The following is a 17550-nucleotide window of genomic DNA, read 5'->3' on the forward strand; positions in this document are numbered from 1 at the left end:
CAACTGTTCCGACCTTAGGCATGGTTTACTTCGACAAATGTCCGGTCTCTTGCGCCCGGGTATCGCACGCTCGAAGGAGCCGCCGCGCGGCGATTGCTGCGTCGCCCTGCCGAGCGGGCGGATGGGTGCGGAATCCGATCAGTAGTTGAGCCAGGTTCGGGCCAGTGAACGGCGTCGCCTCGCGAAACGCCAACGGGTGAAGGGGTTTTACGATTCTCAGCGTTTTGAAGCGGGCTTGGATCCCGGTGGTGATGGTGCTTGTCATCGCCATTGCCGGCTTTGCGGTATGGCGAATTCGCGGCATTTTCGGTTCACAACAGTTGCCCACCTATGCCGGCAGCATGACCGACGACAAAAACAACTCCAAGCCCAAACGTGTGATGTACGAAATCTACGGTCCGCCGGGAACCGTCGCCGATATCAACTACATCGACAAAGAAGGGGAGCCCCACCAGATCAACGGGGCAGCACTGCCTTGGTCGATTGAGATCGTCACCACGGCGCCGGCAATGACGGGAAACATCTTGGCGCAGACACGTAATGCCAATTCGCTCAGTTGCCGTATCACCGCCAACGACGAAATCAAAGACGAGAGGACCTCCAACGAAGTGAGCGCCTACGTCTACTGCTTTGTGAAGTCCGCATGAGCGGGGCACACGGCAGCGGGGAGCCCACCTTCCTGGCCAAATGGATCCGACGACTCTCCATCCCCATCATCATCATCTGGGTGCTGCTGGTAGTTGCCTTTGGCGCCCAGAAATCTCTCGACACGGTGGCGAAAGAACAAACCGTCTCACTAAGCCCGCAGAGCGCGCCGTCGATGCAGGCGATGAAGACCATGGGCTCGATGTTCAAAGAGTCCGATTCCGACAGCGTCGCCATGATCGTGCTCGAGGGCCAGGAGCGCCTCGGCCCCGGCTCGCACAAGTTCTACGACGAATTGATGGTGCGGCTGCGCGCCGACACCAAACATGTTCAACACGTCCAGGACTTCTGGGGTGACCCGCTCACCGAGGCAGGTGCGCAGAGCACCGACGGCAAGGCCACCTACGTTCAGGTAAACCTCGCCGGAAACATGGGCGAGACGTTGTCCAACGAGTCCACCGAAGCGGTTCGCGACATCGTCAAGAAGATCGAAGCGGACTGGACGAAGGACGGCACGAAGCTCCCGGACGGTCTCACGGTCTACGTCACCGGCCCGGGCGCGTTGCAGACCGATATGAACCACGCGGGTGACGGCAGCCTCAAGCTGATCACCGCACTGACCTTCCTGGTCATCGTGGTGATGCTGTTGTTCTTCTATCGGTCGATCTTCACGGTGCTGATGGTGTTCCTCTTCGTGGGCGTCCAGTTGAGCGTGGCACGAGGTGTCATCGCGTTCCTGGGTGATCACCAGATCATCGGTCTGTCGACATTCGCCGTGAACCTGCTCGTGATGCTTTCCATCGCCGCCGGCACCGACTACGCCATCTTCCTCATCGGCCGATATCAAGAGGCCCGGTCGATGGGTGCCGACAAAGAGGCCGCGTACTACGAGATGTTCCACGGCACGGCCCATGTCATTCTGGGCTCCGGCCTGACGATCGCCGGCGCTATGTACTGCCTCAGTTTTACGCGCATGCCGTATTTCCAAAGCCTGGGTGTGCCTTGCTCCGTCGGTCTGCTCTCCGGTGTGCTGGTGTCGCTGACCCTGGGGCCCGCGCTGGTCACCATTGGAAGTCGATTCGGGTTGTTCGAGCCCAAGCGCGCCATGCGAATTCGCGCCTGGCGAAAGATCGGGACCACCATCGTGCGGTGGCCGGGCCCGGTGCTCGCGGCCGCGTTGTCGATCGCCATCATCGGCCTGGCGGCACTTCCCGGATACCGGACCAGTTACGACGACAAGAAGTACATCCCCAAGGACATCCCCGCCAATGCCGGATTCGAGGCCGCGGGACGGCATTTCTCGCAGGCCCGCATGAGCCCCGAGATGCTGCTCATCCAAGCCGATCACGATATGCGGAACTCGGCGGATTTCCTGGTCATCGACAAGGTGGCCAAGGCGGTGTTCCGCGTACCGGGAATTGCTCGCGTGCAAGCGATCACCCGCCCGCAGGGCACACCGATCGAGCACAGCTCCATCCCATTCCTCATCAGCATGCAGAGCGTCGGCCAGCTACAGAACATGAAGCTGATGAAGGACCGCATGGCCGATATGAAGGTTCAGTCCGACAAGATGGGCGAGAACGTCGTCATCATGAAGCGAACCCTCGCCAACATGAGCGCGATGGCGGGTATCACGCACTCACTGGTCGGCGATATGCACACCTTGCAGGGCACCATTCACGAAATGCGGGACAGTATCGAGAATTTCGATGACTGGTTCCGGCCGATCCGTAACTATCTGTATTGGGAGAAGCACTGCTTCGACATCCCGATGTGCTGGTCCATTCGATCAATCTTTGATGTGCTGGACAAGATCGACGAGATGACCGAAACCATGGACGGCATGGTCGTCAATATGGAGCGGATGGATCAGCTGATGCCCAAGATGGTGTCGGACATGTCGCAGATGATTCCGATCATGGAAGACATGCAGAAGATGATGCTGACGCAGTACAGCACCATGTCTGGGTTCTATAACCAGATGGACGAGATGAGCAAGGACTCGACCGCCATGGGCAAGGCGTTCGATGCCGCGAAGAATGATGACTCGTTCTATCTGCCACCCGAGATCTTCGACAATGCCGACTTCAAGCGCGGCCTTAAGTCGTTCCTTTCACCGGACGGTAAGGCGGTCCGGATGATCATCTCGCATCGCGGGGATCCCGCTACGCCCGAAGGGCTCGCGCATGTGGAGCCGATCAAGCAAGCAGCGATCGAGGCGGTCAAGGGCACCCCACTGGAGAACGCCAAGATCGAACTTGGCGGCACTGCGGCCGTGTTCAAAGACATGTCCGACGGTGCTCGATATGACCTAATGATCGCCGGCATTTCCGCGCTGTGCCTGATCTTCCTGATCATGCTGCTCATCACCCGTAGCTTTGTGGCATCGCTGGTGATCGTGGGCACGGTGGCGCTGTCCCTGGGTGCATCGTTCGGCCTATCGGTCATTATCTGGCAATACATCCTGGGCATCGAACTGCACTGGCTCGTCATGCAGATGGCGATCATCGTGCTGCTGGCGGTGGGGTCCGACTACAACCTGCTGCTGGTATCCCGCCTCAAGGAGGAGCTGCACGGCGGCCTGAAGACGGGCATCATCCGGTCGATGGGTGGCACGGGCAGTGTGGTGACCTCGGCAGGCCTGGTGTTCGCCTTCACCATGGCGGTGATGGTGGTCAGCGACCTGCGCATCATCGGGCAGGTCGGTACGACGATCGCGCTCGGCCTGCTATTCGACACCCTGATCGTGCGGTCCTTCATGACACCGGCTATCGCGACCATCCTCGGTCGTTGGTTCTGGTGGCCACTGAACGTGCGGACCAGGCCGGTGCCGCCGCCCCGCGTGTCAACGGCCTCGGAGCCCGTCCCACCTGGTCCGGTGCCGGTCGGCTCAGGACCTGGGGATGATCCGGTGACGACCGAATTCCCTAGGCCCTCGGTCTAATTGCGTGATGCCGATCGCCGTACCTCCGTCTGAGGTGCGGCGATCGGTCGTTCACGGGCGATTCAAACACCGTTGCCCGGGCGCCGAGGCCCACTAGACTGGTGTTTACCAGAATAAGTAAAGGCGCTTGAGTAATTCGCCCTATGCGAATACTCGGACTTCTCGACGCATCGCCGACATCACCGGGCGGCGGGCGCTGAATGACGTGCCAAATTGTTTGCTGGAGCTGATGTCGCCCACGGTGTGCGACCCTCAGCCGCCCGCCACTACTGAACAAATGTCTCATATTGTGGCGAAGGACACGCCCGGAGGAGCCTGTGGACGTGCATCACTTTTGATCGCCACGGCGCACGCGAGGGTGACGGTCATTCAGGCACGGAAGCCGCAATGCAGGAGTCTGTCAAAAGATAGCGATGGCAAATACCGGGTAGGTCCGGTAGCTGGTGCGATTCTCCGATCAGTCACCAACTTAGGTGTGCGAGCTGGCAGTTTCGTAACATGCCCGAAAAGAACCGGGGAATAGAACCGTGTCATCGGTTGTTGACATTTTCTTGTAGCTAACTAGGCTATTGCAGGTGTTCATGCGAACAAATGTGCAAGTTGTGACTGACAACACATGTACGGTTCCCTGACAAACATATGTAGTATCCCTTACGAATTACTAAGAAAACGGGCATGAGCGGAGCCAAGTGGGATGAACCGACGATGTGAGCGGACACCCCATATGCGCGCTGACTCCGCAAAAACAAGACAGTGTCGTACTGGCCGGTAACTATTTGCGCGTGGATCGCGGTCACGTGTCGCCGCACACAAATAGTCAGAGTCGAGTTGTTGGCCTCCGGGCCACACGGGTGAAGGGGTTGGACGATTTTCAAGGTCTTAGCGCGGGTATGGGTCCCGCTCGTCGTTCTAGTGGTCATCTCGGCCGCTGGTTTCGGGGTCTATCGACTTCATGGCGTGTTTGGCTCCACCAATATCAATCAGGCGATCGGCATCAAGGATGATTCGAAGAACATCATCCCGAAGGACATCGTTTACGAGATCTTCGGTCCCGCAGGGACAAAGGGTGAAGTCAACTACCTCGATGACAGGGCGCAGCCGCAGCGCGCCCAGTTCACCACCCTCCCGTGGTCACTGACCATCACGACGACCATGACCTCGGTTTTCGCCAATGTCGTCGCAATGGGGGATAGCGACGAAATCGGCTGCCGCATCCTGTCCAACGGCGAAGTCAAGGACGAACAAACCGTGTCCAACCGCAACGCCCAAGTCTTCTGCATGGTGAAATCCGCATGAGTACACATAGCGCCCCTACGCCCGGCGCTCCCCAGAAGCCCTCGCGCATAGCGCGATTCATCCACACGTTCTCCGTGCCGATCATTCTCGGCTGGTTGGTGCTGACCGTCATCGTCAACGTGGTGGTGCCGCAGCTCGAAGAGGTCGGTAAAGCGCACTCGGTATCGCTGGCTTCCAAGGATGCACCGTCATATCAGGCCATCAAGCGTCAAGGTGAACTGTTCCAGCAGTTCAAGGACGACAGCATGGTCATGGTCCTGATGGAGAGCGACACCAAGTTCTCCACCGACATGAACGACAAGGCGCACACGTTCTACCGCGAGATGGTCAAGCGCCTACGGGCAGAGACCAAGCATGTGGAATACGCCCAGGACTTCTGGGGCGACCGCATCACCGCCGGCGGCGCGCAGAGCGTCGATGAGAAATCCGCCTACGTTCAGCTGAATCTCCGTGGAGACCAAGGCACGACGGAGGGTAAGGAATCCGTCACGGCGGTCCAGGATCTCGTCAGCAAGCTCATCGACGAGAGCAAGAAGGCCGGGACCTACCCCGACGGACTCAAGGTCTTCGTCACCGGCCAGGCCGCCCTGACGATGGACATGAACGACGCCGGCGACAAGAGCATGCTCAAGATGACGGCAATCACGTTCGTGGTCATTGCCGTGATGCTGTTGATCATCTACCGCTCCATCACCACGGTGCTGCTCATCCTGTTCATGGTCTTTGTCGAATTGGGGGCCGCTCGCGGGGTGGTCGCGATCCTCGGCAACGCCCAGATCATCGGTCTGTCGACATTCGCGGTGAACCTGCTGACCTCGCTGGCGATCGCCGCGGGTACCGACTATGCGATCTTCCAAATCGGGCGCTATCACGAATTGCGGGCCGAGGGTAAGGACCGGCTCGAATCCTTCTACATCATGTATCACAGTGTCTCGCACGTGATCTTGGGTTCGGGTCTCACCATCGCGGGCGCCACGTTCTGCCTGAAGTTCACGCGACTGCCGTATTTCGAATCTCTGGGTGTGCCGTGTGCGATCGGCATGCTGGTGGTGGTGGCCGCCTCGCTCACCATCGGCCCCTCGGTGATCCTGATAGCGACGAAGTTCGGGCTGCTCGAATCCAAGCGCACCATCAAGAGCCGGGGATGGCGCAAGATCGGCACCGCCATCGTGCGCTGGCCGGGACCGATTCTGGCGGTCACGATGATCATCGCGATTGTCGGCTTGGGCATCCTGCCGACGTACTCGGTGAACTACAACGACCGGTATTACATCCCGACTGGCCTGCCGTCGATTCAAGGCTTCCAGGCCTCCGACAGGCACTTCTCGAAGGCCAGAATGAACCCCGACATCCTGATCGTCGAGGCGGACAAGGATCTTCGCACTCCGGCAAACATGTTGGTGCTGGACCGGATCGCCAAGAACGTCTTCCGCACCGAGGGCATCAACAAGGTGCAGAGCATGACCCGACCGATGGGCGCACCCATCGATCACAGTTCCGTGCCGTTCCAGGTGAGTATGCAATCGGTGTCGATGACCGAGAACATGAATTACCTGAAGAACAGCATGTCGGACATGTTGAAAATGGCCGACGATATGGGTTCCATGATCGCGATCATGGAACGCATGTACAGCATCATGAAAGAGCTTGTCGCGGTGACGCACAATATGGCGACCGTGACCACTCCTGACATGATCAGTGTCACCAATCAAATGCGGGACAACATCGCCAATTTCGACGATCAATTCCGTCCGTTACGCAACTACTTCTATTGGGATAAGCACTGCTTCGACATCCCAATGTGCTGGTCCATGCGCTCGCTATTCGACACCATCGATGGCATCGACAAACTTGCCGAGAGCATGCAGGGATTGCTCAAGGACATGAACAACATGGACAAGCTGATGCCGCAGATGGTGGAACAGCTGCCGCCCATGATCGCCATCACCAAGAACATGCGAAACACCATGCTGACCATGTACAGCACGATGAACGGCATGATCACCCAGATGGATCGCATGACCGACACCGCAACGGTGATGGGTCAAGCGTTCGATGAGGCGAAGAACGACGACTTCTTCTACCTTCCGCCGGAAGCCTTCGATAACGAGGACTTCAAAAAGGGCGTCAAGCTGATGATGGCGCCGGACGGTAAGGCCGCGCAGTTCATCATCACGCATGAGGGCGACTACGCCAGCAAAGATTCCCTGGCCAATACGGAGGTCGAGCTCAAGGCCGCCAAGAACGCCATCAAGGGCACCCCGCTGGACGAGGCCAAGCTCTATCTCGGCGGCACGGCACCGACGTATCACGACATCGGCGAGATGGTGAAGTACGACCTGATGATCGCGGTCATCGCATCGCTGTGCCTGATCTTCGTCATCATGCTGGTCATCACGCGAAGCATCGTGGCGGCGTTCACGATCGTCGGGACCATCGCGATATCGCTCGGAGCATCCTTCGGTCTGTCGGTGTTGTTGTGGCAGCACATCCTCGGGTTGCAGCTGCACTGGTTCGTGCTGCCGTTCACCGTCATCATCCTGTTGGCGGTCGGATCGGACTACAACCTGCTGCTCGTGTCCAGATTCAAGGAAGAGCTACACGGTGGTCTGAACACCGCGATCCTTCGAGGTGTCGGTGGATCCGGGAGCGTGGCCACCCAGGCCGGTCTCGTGTTCGCGTTCACGATGGGATCGATGATCACCAGCGATCTGATCGCGATCGGCCAGGCGGGATCGGCGATCTGTCTCGGTCTGCTCTTCGACACCTTCATCATCCGGGCATTCATGACACCCGCGATCGCCGCGCTTATGGGTCGGTGGTTCTGGTGGCCCATGAAGGTCAGCAAGTACGCCACAGATCCGCCGGCACCTCCGGTCCCGGCACAGCAACCGGTTCCGCCGCCTCCGGCACCCGTTCCGGTCGGCCCCGCTCCAGGTCCCGCGCATGACGACGCGGTGACCGCGGAGTTCCCGAGACCCTCGGTCTAGCAACTAACGAGTTCGGCCCCCATGCCTGGTGCATGGGGGCCGAACTCGTTAGTGGGGTGTTCCGTGCCGCACGGTGAACAGCGCAAAAAAAACGCCCCGCCGGTGTGTGGTCACCGCGGGGCGTTTCTCTGTTGTCCTGGTTAGGGCCCGTCCCAGACCGACATATCGGACGGGTACTTGCTGCAATTCTCGGTGCCCTTGGCAACGACACCCTTGTTGTTGAAGAAGATCTTGCCCCAGTTGGGCCATTGCGATGTCAATGCCTCCGGCGGGTAGTTCACCGCAAAGACCTCGGACTCCGCACGACGGCCGGTGTAGTCCTTGGCGAAGAACTCGTGGATCCGGTCGATCGTCGACTGCTGCACATAATCGGGCTTGTTGTTCTTGTCGATCATGTACCGCGTGTAGTAGATCGGGTCATAATCGCGGACCGCGGCGAGGTACTGCTCGGCGGTACACGTGGTCTTCAGCATTCGCCGGGGAATTGGGTAGTCATCGGTGGAGTCGGCGGAGGCAATCGCGGGGAAGGTGCTCGCGGCGATTCCCGCGGTGACTATCGCAATTCCCGCCGCGCGAATTGGACGGCGAATGGAGTTCAGGCGCATGGCGCTATTGTAGCGGTTTTCGTGCAGGTCCGGGGTGCAGAAGTGACTAATTTGACTCGCGGTTACGAGTTGAAGTGACCGCAGGTGACGGTGTCGTTGACGGGCCCGTTGAAGATCCCGAGGGCGGGCGGGACGGTCAGGTCTTGGGAGTCGACCACCACATCGTCGACCTGTACCTCGCAGTGCAATCCGACACCGTACGGAGGCAGCACACGAACGGTCATCCCGGCCTGCTGGGCGTCGTCCATCACCAGGTCCACTTCCCAGGTCTCACCCGGGGAGAGGCGAGGTTGTTCGGTCCGCCGTTCCACCGGATCGGTTTTGAACGTGACGGAGATACCGCGGCCGAGTCCGTCGACACGGGCGATGTAGCTGATGTTGTGCAGCTCGGCTGCGGAGGCTGGTGCTGCCAGAAGCGCGAGAGTTATCGCCGCTGTCCCGGCAGCCCCTAGCCCGCGGAGGTGGGGGCGCATACCGGCATCCTACCGGTGCCCTGAACACGGCGGCAACACGATTAGTCCAGGTCAATGGGGTCTTCGGTGTGATGCACCCCTAGTTGTTCGCAGGCCGTGTTGAGCACCCGCTGTACCGCCAATGTGTCGGCGAGCGGCATCACCGCGCTCTGTGCTCTGCCGCCGAGCAGGCATTGGGTGACCTCGGCGAGTTCGTGGCTGTAGCCCCCGCCGACGGGTGGCTTCACCATCGGCTCGGGATCAGATCCCTTGCGGTGCAGCACGATCTCGCGGGGGTGATGGAAACGGGGAAGGATGTCGATCCAGCCCTCGGTGCCGAATATGCGCGCCTGGCCGGGGGTGGGATGCAAGAGCGAGCACAGCAATGTCGCGGCGCGACCATCGTCGTACCGCAGCAGCAACCCGGCCTCGGCGTCCACATTGGTGGGAAACAACGAACCGTGGGCCACCACCGCCGCCGGATCCCCCAGAAAGTATTGGGCCAGCGAGACGACGTAGACACCGAGATCCAGCAGCGCTCCGCCTCCTAGCGCGGGGTTGAACAATCGGTCGTCGGGATCGAACGGGCGGTCTACACCGAGGTCTGCCTGGACCTGCCGGACCTCGCCGATAACGCCGTCGTCGACAAGGGCCTTGGCCGCGACGATGGCGGGCTGAAATCGCGTCCACATCGCCTCCATCGCGAAAACTCCACGAGCCCTAGCAATATCGATGACCTCTTGCGCCCCGGATACCGTTGCGGTGAAGGCCTTCTCGACCAGGATGGCTTTCCCGGCGGTGAGCGCCGCGATGGCAATCTGTCGATGCTGGGGATGCGGGGTCGCGATGTACACGGCATCGACGTCCGGGGCGGCGAGCACCTCCCGATAGGAGCCGTAGGCATCGGGAATCCCATGTGTCGCCGCGAAGGCCTGGGCCCGTTCGGCCGAACGGGACGCGACCGCGACGAGCTCCGCACCCGGTGTGAGCGGGAAGTCGCGGGCCACATTGCCGGCGATGCGGCCGGGTCCGATGATTCCCCAGCGGATGGTCTCAGACATGGGCGTCTCCGTTCGGGTCGCGCCAGGTCAACGGCATTCCGGCATCGGCGAGCCATGAGTTCAAGTCATGTCCGTGCTGGGCGAGCTCGTCGATGGCACCGGCTGCGCGACGGATGGCGAGTTCCGTTGCGGCAGTGGATAACAGACCGTCCTTGTGCGCGTCGAGCAACTCGTCGACATCCGCCAGTTCGGTTTCGTGTCCGCAGCGCACCACCAGGTCAAGATAGTGGTCGACGGCTGTCCATTGCGATGGCCCGGCGACGAACTCACCGACGTCCAGGTAGAAGTCCTGATCACGTTCATGCCCCGGGTTGAAGTGAAAGATATTCGCTCGCAGCCCCAGCGTGGGGAGCAGCCACGACTCCAGGTAACGGAACTGTGCCCGCCCCGGCGTCGAGCGGGCCATGTACAGCCCCCACGGCTCTACCCGGTATTCGTCCACCGACCGCACAATCCCCTTGGGATCGGTGTTGGTCATGGCGTCGACGTCGAAGATCTCGCGTTTGGGTGGGTGCACCGTGTCTAAGTCGCCCTTTCCTTGTTGGTTCCCGGGTTGGTTTCGGGCGCGTGTCAGACCCTCGGCTTACCCTGAGCGCATGGCTTTCGCAACAGAACACCCCATCGTTGCGCATTCCGAGTACCGCCCGGTGACCGACGTGCTGCGGACCGACGGGCGGTTCGAGGTGGTCAGCGAATACGAACCCGCGGGGGACCAACCCGGCGCGATCGATGACCTCGAGCGCAGGATCCGGGCGGGGGAGAAGGATGTGGTGCTGCTGGGCGCCACGGGTACCGGCAAGTCGGCGACCACAGCATGGCTGATCGAACGGCTGCAGCGGCCGACGCTGGTGATGGCACCCAACAAGACGCTCGCCGCGCAGCTCGCCAATGAGCTTCGGGAGATGTTGCCGCACAATGCTGTCGAGTACTTCGTGTCGTACTACGACTACTACCAGCCGGAAGCGTACATCGCGCAGACCGATACCTATATCGAGAAGGACAGCTCGATCAACGACGATGTGGAACGCCTACGGCATTCGGCGACGTCGAATCTGCTCTCCCGGCGTGACGTCGTGGTGGTCGCATCCGTGTCCTGCATCTACGGCCTCGGCACCCCGCAGTCGTATATGGATCGGTCCGTGCAGCTCGACGTCGGTCTTGAAGTGCCGCGGGACGCATTGCTGCGGCTGCTGGTGGAAATGCAGTACAACCGCAACGACCTGTCGTTCACTCGGGGCACCTTCCGGGTGCGCGGCGACACCGTCGAGATCATCCCGTCGTATGAGGAGCTGGCGGTCCGCATCGAGTTCTTCGGCGATGAGGTCGAGGCGCTGTATTACCTGCATCCGTTGACCGGAGACGTTGTCCGGCAGACCAATTCCCTGCGGATCTTCCCTGCCACTCACTATGTGGCGGGTCCGGACCGGATGGAGAAGGCTCTCGTCGGTATCGAGCAGGAGCTCGAGGACCGGCTGTCGGACCTGGAGAGCCACGGCAAGCTGCTGGAGGCTCAGCGGCTGCGCATGCGCACCAACTACGACATCGAGATGATGCGCAATGTGGGCTTCTGCTCGGGTATCGAAAACTATTCACGGCATATCGACGGGCGAGGCGCGGGAACGCCACCTGCCACCCTGTTGGACTATTTCCCCGACGATTTCCTGCTTGTCATCGACGAGTCGCATGTGACGGTCCCGCAGATCGGCGCCATGTACGAGGGGGACATGTCCCGCAAGCGCAATCTCGTGGACTTCGGTTTCCGGCTGCCCTCTGCGGTCGATAACCGGCCTCTCACCTGGGAGGAGTTCTCCGGGAGGATCGGGCAGACCCTGTATCTGTCGGCGACACCTGGGAACTATGAACGCAGCGCGGCGGGAGGCGAGTTCGTCGAGCAGGTGATCAGGCCTACCGGTCTGGTGGATCCGCAGGTCGTCGTCAAGCCGACCAAGGGGCAGATCGACGATCTCATCGCCTCGATCCGGCAGCGCACCGAGGTCGATGAGCGCGTGCTGGTGACGACGCTGACCAAGAAGATGGCCGAAGATCTCACCGATTACCTGCTCGAGATGGGAATCCGGGTCCGGTACCTGCACTCCGAGGTGGACACCCTGCGGCGCGTGGAGCTGCTGCGTCAGCTTCGGCTCGGCGAGTATGACGTGCTCGTGGGCATCAACCTGCTCCGTGAGGGCCTAGACCTGCCCGAGGTATCGCTTGTCGCCATCCTCGACGCCGACAAGGAGGGGTTTCTGCGCTCCAGTCGCAGCCTTATCCAGACCATCGGCCGTGCCGCGCGCAACGTGTCGGGCGAAGTGCACATGTACGCCGACAAGATCACGGACTCCATGAGGGAAGCGATCGACGAGACCGACCGACGGCGTGCCAAACAGGTCGCCTACAACGAGGCGAACGGTATCGACCCAAAGCCTTTGCGCAAGAAGATCGCCGACATTCTCGATCAGGTGTACCGCGAAGCCTCTGACACGGAGAGCAGTGAGGCGATCCAAATCGGCGGATCCGGCCGCAACTCCAGTCGCGGCCGGCGGGCACAGGGAGAGCCCGGTCGCGCGGTCAGCGCAGGGGTGTTCGAGGGCCGCGATGCCAAGAGCATGCCGCGGGCGGAGCTGGCGGATTTGATCAAGAACATGACCGAGCAGATGATGACGGCGGCGCGCGATCTGCAGTTCGAGCTGGCCGCCCGGTTCCGTGACGAGATCGCTGATCTCAAGAAGGAGCTGCGCGGCATGGACGCGGCGGGCCTCAAGTAGTCAGTCCGGATCGGCGAGCAGTCGCGCACCTGTGGAGCCATCCTCGGCGAGGACGTCGCCGGGGTTGAACAGCGTGCATTTCGTCATCGACAGGCAACCGCAGCCGATACACCCGGTGAGCTTCTCCTGCATGTCGGCGATGGCGTTCTTCCGGGCTTCCAGATGTGCGTGCCACTGCCGGGAGATTCGTTGCCAGTCACGGGTATTGGGCGTCCGTCCGTCCGGGAGGCTCGACAGTACGTCCGCGACTTCCGACAATGGGATGCCGAATCCGGTGGCGACACGGATCAGCGAGATGCGGCGCAACGCGTGACGGCGGAACACCCGCGCATTACCCGACGTGCGTTCGGCGGGGATCAGACCGATATCGGCGTAGTAGCGAACCGCGGACACCGCGATCCCGGTACGTCTGGCCACCTCACCTATCGGCAGCAGCTCGGCCTTGTCTTTCACCAGGCCTCCTCCGATCGCCGCACTGAGTTGATCCATACTGAGTTGATCTCAAGTGGACTTTAGATCGTACCGTGTCGGCATGACAGACGACCTGGAATCCGGCAGTTGGCGGGATCTGTTGGGCGGGAGGCAGCTCGGCATCATCACGGTGCTCGCAGGCGGGGTGGCGCTGTACGCGACCAATGTGTATCTCACCACCAGTCTGCTGCCGAGTGCGGTCGCAGACATTGGTGGGGAGCGTTTCTACGCATGGGTGACAACGGTGTACCTGATCGCCTCGGTGAGCACGGCCACGGTGGTGAGCCCACTGCTCGGCTGGGCAGGTCCGCGGCGTGCATACCTCTTCGCGTTCGGCGCATTCGCCGCGGGCACCCTGATGTGCGCGGTGTCACCGGGCATGCAGGTCATGCTTGCCGGACGTGCGGTGCAAGGCGCGGCGGGCGGGCTGCTGGCCGGCCTCGCCTATGCGGTTATCAATCTTGCACTGCCACAAAGACTATGGACGCGTGCCTCAGCACTCACCTCGGCCATGTGGGGTGTCGGAACCTTTGTGGGTCCCGCGGCCGGCGGGCTGTTCGCTCAGTTCGGACTCTGGCGGTGGGCATTCGTCTCGCTGACGCTGATCACCGTGGGTATCGCCATGATGGTGCCCATGGTGTTGACGCGAGCCGAGGGCATGAACTCCGATGCTGCTCGGCACCGCATTCCCGTGCGGTCATTGCTCGTGCTCACGACGGCGACCGGCATGGTGGCCGTGGCCGCGGTCCAATCGACACTGCCGATCATGGTGGGGTTGATCGTCGGCGCGGCCGCTCTGGTCGTCGTGTTTGTCGCCCTCGATCGCCGCTCGTCGGCGTGGGTACTGCCCAAGGCGGTATTCGCGCGCAATCCCCTGAAGTGGATCTACCTGACGATCGCTGTGCTGGCGCTGGCCTCGATGGTTGAGACGTTCATTCCGTTCTTCGGCCAGCACCTCGGCCACCTGGTCCCGGTCGCCGCCGGATTCCTCGGCGCCACGTTGGCATTCGGGTGGACCGCCGGCGAGATGGTTAGCGCGTCGGCGGACGCGAGGAGCGTGGCACGCGTGGTGACGTTCGCTCCCATCGTGGTGGCTGCGGGACTGGTCCTCGCCGGCACATTGCAGCGCGACGGCGCGACTGGCCTCGAGATCGGCATGTGGGCGCTCGGTTTCGCAGTCACCGGTGCCGGTATCGGGATGGCCTGGCCACACCTGGCATCCGCGGCAATGTCGGTGTCTTCCGACCCGGCCGAGAGCGGGGCAGCCGCCGCTGCCATCAGCACGGTGCAACTGATCGCGGGAGCATTCGGTGCGGGACTGGCGGGAGTGCTCGTCAATCTCGGTGGATCCTCCACGCACGGCGCACATCTGCTGTTCCTGGGGTTCGCCGCCGTCGTGGTACTGGGTGTTCTCGTGTCCTCCAGAGTGTTCCGCGCCGGCACCGCGGCCGAGATGACAGATGGGTTCAAGGAAGACACAGTTCGCGCTCCCTTGTAACGGTCGCGGTGTATGAACGAAACCATGCAACGTATCCTCGCGCTTACCGCCGCCGTGCTTACCCTCGCCGCCTGTGGGACAACCGAGAACCACAGCTCGCCGGCCACCGGCACCCCGTCGGGCACTGATGATCGTGGCGCGTTTCGTGACGTATATCGGGAACTCATCGAGACCAATACGACCGCGTCGCAGGGGAGTTGCACCGAGGCCGCACAGAAGATGGCCAATCGCCTCAAGGCCGCCGGGTACTCCGACAAAGACCTAGTGCTTTTCAGCCCACCTGATCGCCCCAAGGATGGCGGCCTGGTAGCGACACTCGACGGGGCGAGTAATGCCGGGGGCCAGATAACCAAACCCATTCTGCTGCTGGCGCATATCGACGTGGTCGAAGCCAAACGTGAGGACTGGAAGCGCGATCCGTTCGCCCTCGTCGAGGAGAATGGATACTTCTACGCGCGCGGGGCCGAGGACGACAAGGCCATGGCCGCGATTTTCATCGATAACCTCATTCGTTACCGCGTAGAGAAGTTCGTCCCGAAGCGCCCGATCCGAGTCGCGCTCACCTGCGGTGAAGAAGGCGGCGGGCAGGTCAACGGCGCCGAGTGGCTGCACCAAAACCGACCCGAGCTCGTCGATGCCGAGTTCGTCGTCAACGAAGGCGCGGGCGGCGATCTGAGCGAAGACAACAAACCCATCCTGCTCGAAATTCAGGCAGGCCAGAAGATTTATCAAGACTTCACCCTCGAGGTCACCGACGAGGGCGGACACAGCAGCCAGCCCGGCCCGTTCAACGCAATACGGGCACTCGGTGCCGGTCTGGACCGGCTCGCCGCCGCACCGTTCCCGGTTCAGCTCAACGACGTCACCCGCGCATATTTCACGGCGCAGGCTCCGCTGCAGCCGGGTGAAGTGGGTCGGGCCATGTCGGCAATCGTCGCCAATCCGCAAGATCCGGCCGCGACGTCGGTGCTGTCCAAGAACCCGCTGTACAACGCGATGCTCCGAACCACCTGTGTCCCCACGAAAATCGAAGGCGGGCATGCCAACAATGCGCTGCCGCAGCGCGCTACCGCGAATGTGAACTGCCGGATACTGCCCGACAGCAGCGCCGGGGCTGTTCAAGCGGCCGTTCAAGAGACCATCGTGAAGGCCATCAACGACCCCAAGATCGCGGTGAAGCCCACCGAACCGTTCCGCACCAACGTCGCGAGTGTCCCGCCCTTGACCCCACAGATCGTCGATCCCATCAAGGCCGTCGCCGGATCAATCTGGCCGGGTGTGCCGCTTGTACCCACCATGTCGACCGGAGCGACCGATGCCATCTACTTCGGGAAAACCCCGGTCTACGGCCTCAGTGGGATATTCGCCAAGCCGGGAGAGACGCATGCACACGGCCTGGACGAACGCATCCAGGTGAAGTCGCTGTACGACGGTCGGGCATTTCTCTATCAAGTCATCAAGCTGTACGCGAACGGTTCCTGATGCTCGCCGAGTGACGGTGCTCATAACCAGATTGAGGCGCAGGCCATACTGACCCGCGCAGTCGACAAGGGAAAATCACGGGCATAGCCAGACACAATCAGCCAAATGGCGCATGGCCGGGGTCCTTCCCGGCTAATCTCACGTGGCCTGGTCAAACGGAACTGGAGGACCTTTCATGAGCGCATACAGCACTGTCGTTGTCGGTACTGACGGATCGGATTCGTCGTACCGGGCGGTCGCCCGCGCTGGAGCCATCGCGGGTGCGGCGGGCGCCAAGCTCATCGTCGCAACCGCGTATTTCCCGGAGAACAACGCCCAAACGGCCGATGTCCTGAAGGATGACGCCTACAAGGTCACCGGCAAGGCACCCGTCTACGACATCCTGCGCACCGCCCGCGAGCGCGCGGCGACCGCGGGTGCGACGAGCGTGGAAGAACGCTCGATCGAGGGAGCGCCGGTGGATGCGCTGCTGCAGCTGGTGGTGGATTCCAAGGCCGATTTGCTGGTAGTCGGCAATGTCGGTCTGAACACCATCGCCGGACGTCTTCTGGGATCGGTTCCTTCAGATGTGGCGCGTCGCTCCAAGTGCGATGTGCTGATCGTTCACACCACGTAAATCCGGCCAGCGCGAACGGGGCGAGCTCACCAGCCTCGTTCGCGCCATTCGCCGAGCGATCCACGTTCGGTGCCCACAGTGGTGTCATCACCGTGTCCGGGGTACACGATCGCGGAATCGGGATACGCGCCGAACAGCCGCTCGCTCACATCGTCGAGCAGCTGGTCGAAGTCTCCGGGATTGAATGTCTTGCCGACGCCGCCGGGGAACAGCGAATCCCCGGTGAACAGGTGTGTGACACCACCTGCCGTGAACGCCAGCGCCACTGAGCCCGGTGTGTGTCCGCGCAGGTGGATCACGTCGAAGTGCAGGTCACCGATATCGAAGCTGTCGCCTCCGGCCAGTAGCGTCGTGGGCTGCACAGGTAGCGGTCCAGCGTCCAAATCATGTGCGGCACTCGCGGATTGGGTCTTGTCGACGATCGCCTCAAGGGCCTGCCAGTGATCGAAATGCTGATGTGTGGTGACGATGAGATCGATGTTCGGGGCGTTCTCGTCCAGCAGGGTGGCCAACCGCTCGGCGTCGTTGGCTGCGTCGATCAGCAGCGACTTTCCGGTGTTCGTGCAGGTCACGATGTATGCGTTGTTGTCCATCGGCCCCACCGAGGCCTTGATGATGGTCGCGCCGTCCACGGTGCGACGTGCCACGCCGGAACCGGGTTCGATGTGACCGGAGTAGTTGTCGTCGATGGTGATGGAGGTCATAGGTCCACACCGTAGTTGTGA

Annotated in this window: 14 protein-coding genes; 8 read left to right on the forward strand and 6 right to left on the reverse strand. The window is 61.5% G+C overall.

Going from position 1 to position 17550, the window contains the following annotated elements:
* Positions 1-224: 224 nt before the first annotated feature.
* The 4 genes from MLB1_RS11955 (at position 225) to MLB1_RS11970 (ending at position 7875) form a co-directional block, all read left to right on the forward strand.
* The gene (locus MLB1_RS11955; RefSeq protein WP_255485831.1) at positions 225-647 is read left to right on the forward strand and encodes an MmpS family protein; all 423 of its coding nucleotides are present in this window, start codon (positions 225-227) and stop codon (positions 645-647) included.
* On the forward strand, positions 644-3589 hold the full coding sequence (locus tag MLB1_RS11960) for an RND family transporter (protein ID WP_180750035.1): 2946 nt from the start codon (positions 644-646) through the stop codon (positions 3587-3589). The genes MLB1_RS11955 and MLB1_RS11960 overlap by 4 nt, the downstream gene beginning before the upstream one ends.
* An 867-nt stretch (positions 3590-4456) precedes the next feature.
* Entirely contained in the window at positions 4457-4885 is a 429-nt protein-coding gene (locus MLB1_RS11965) for an MmpS family transport accessory protein (RefSeq protein WP_180750355.1), read from the forward strand.
* Positions 4882-7875 (forward strand): MMPL family RND transporter, encoded by a 2994-nt coding sequence (locus tag MLB1_RS11970; protein ID WP_180750036.1) that lies wholly within the window; start codon positions 4882-4884, stop codon positions 7873-7875. The genes MLB1_RS11965 and MLB1_RS11970 overlap by 4 nt, the downstream gene beginning before the upstream one ends.
* A 140-nt stretch (positions 7876-8015) precedes the next feature.
* On the opposite strand, the gene MLB1_RS11975 is transcribed toward MLB1_RS11970, so the two are convergent.
* From MLB1_RS11975 to MLB1_RS11990, 4 genes are all read right to left on the reverse strand, one after another.
* Complete coding sequence (locus MLB1_RS11975; RefSeq protein WP_180750037.1) at positions 8016-8480, reverse strand: DUF5078 domain-containing protein; 465 nt, start codon at positions 8478-8480, stop codon at positions 8016-8018.
* Between the two features lie 62 nt (positions 8481-8542).
* Positions 8543-8953, reverse strand: coding sequence for a hypothetical protein (locus MLB1_RS11980; RefSeq protein WP_180750038.1), 411 nt, complete (start codon positions 8951-8953; stop codon positions 8543-8545).
* 41 nt (positions 8954-8994) lie between these two features.
* On the reverse strand, positions 8995-9993 hold the full coding sequence (locus MLB1_RS11985; RefSeq protein ID WP_180750039.1) for a Gfo/Idh/MocA family protein: 999 nt from the start codon (positions 9991-9993) through the stop codon (positions 8995-8997).
* Positions 9986-10510, reverse strand: coding sequence for a DUF402 domain-containing protein (locus tag MLB1_RS11990; RefSeq protein WP_180750040.1), 525 nt, complete (start codon positions 10508-10510; stop codon positions 9986-9988). Before MLB1_RS11990 ends, MLB1_RS11985 begins: the two co-directional genes overlap by 8 nt.
* Before the next feature lie 79 nt (positions 10511-10589).
* On the opposite strand from MLB1_RS11990, the gene uvrB reads away from it, so the two are divergent.
* Entirely contained in the window at positions 10590-12758 is a 2169-nt protein-coding gene (gene uvrB / locus MLB1_RS11995) for an excinuclease ABC subunit UvrB (protein ID WP_180750041.1), read from the forward strand.
* Here uvrB and soxR read toward each other — a convergent pair whose 3' ends face one another.
* Positions 12759-13211 carry a redox-sensitive transcriptional activator SoxR gene (soxR, locus tag MLB1_RS12000; RefSeq protein WP_180750356.1) on the reverse strand — a complete coding sequence of 151 codons (453 nt, stop codon included), beginning with the start codon at positions 13209-13211 and terminating at the stop codon, positions 12759-12761.
* A 79-nt stretch (positions 13212-13290) separates the two neighbouring features.
* Between soxR and MLB1_RS12005 the strand changes: the two genes are divergently transcribed.
* The 3 genes from MLB1_RS12005 (at position 13291) to MLB1_RS12015 (ending at position 16825) form a co-directional block, all read left to right on the forward strand.
* Positions 13291-14727: an MFS transporter gene (locus MLB1_RS12005; protein ID WP_180750042.1), complete on the forward strand. Its 1437-nt coding sequence runs from the start codon at positions 13291-13293 to the stop codon at positions 14725-14727.
* A 12-nt stretch (positions 14728-14739) separates the two neighbouring features.
* The gene (locus MLB1_RS12010; protein WP_180750043.1) at positions 14740-16209 is read left to right on the forward strand and encodes a M20/M25/M40 family metallo-hydrolase; all 1470 of its coding nucleotides are present in this window, start codon (positions 14740-14742) and stop codon (positions 16207-16209) included.
* 175 nt (positions 16210-16384) lie between these two features.
* Complete coding sequence (locus MLB1_RS12015) at positions 16385-16825, forward strand: universal stress protein (protein ID WP_180750044.1); 441 nt, start codon at positions 16385-16387, stop codon at positions 16823-16825.
* 26 nt (positions 16826-16851) lie between these two features.
* On the opposite strand, the gene MLB1_RS12020 is transcribed toward MLB1_RS12015, so the two are convergent.
* Positions 16852-17529: an MBL fold metallo-hydrolase gene (locus MLB1_RS12020; protein ID WP_180750045.1), complete on the reverse strand. Its 678-nt coding sequence runs from the start codon at positions 17527-17529 to the stop codon at positions 16852-16854.
* Positions 17530-17550 lie beyond the last annotated feature (21 nt).

Source organism: Mycobacteroides sp. LB1 (assembly GCF_013449725.1).
GTDB lineage: Bacteria > Actinomycetota > Actinomycetes > Mycobacteriales > Mycobacteriaceae > Mycobacterium.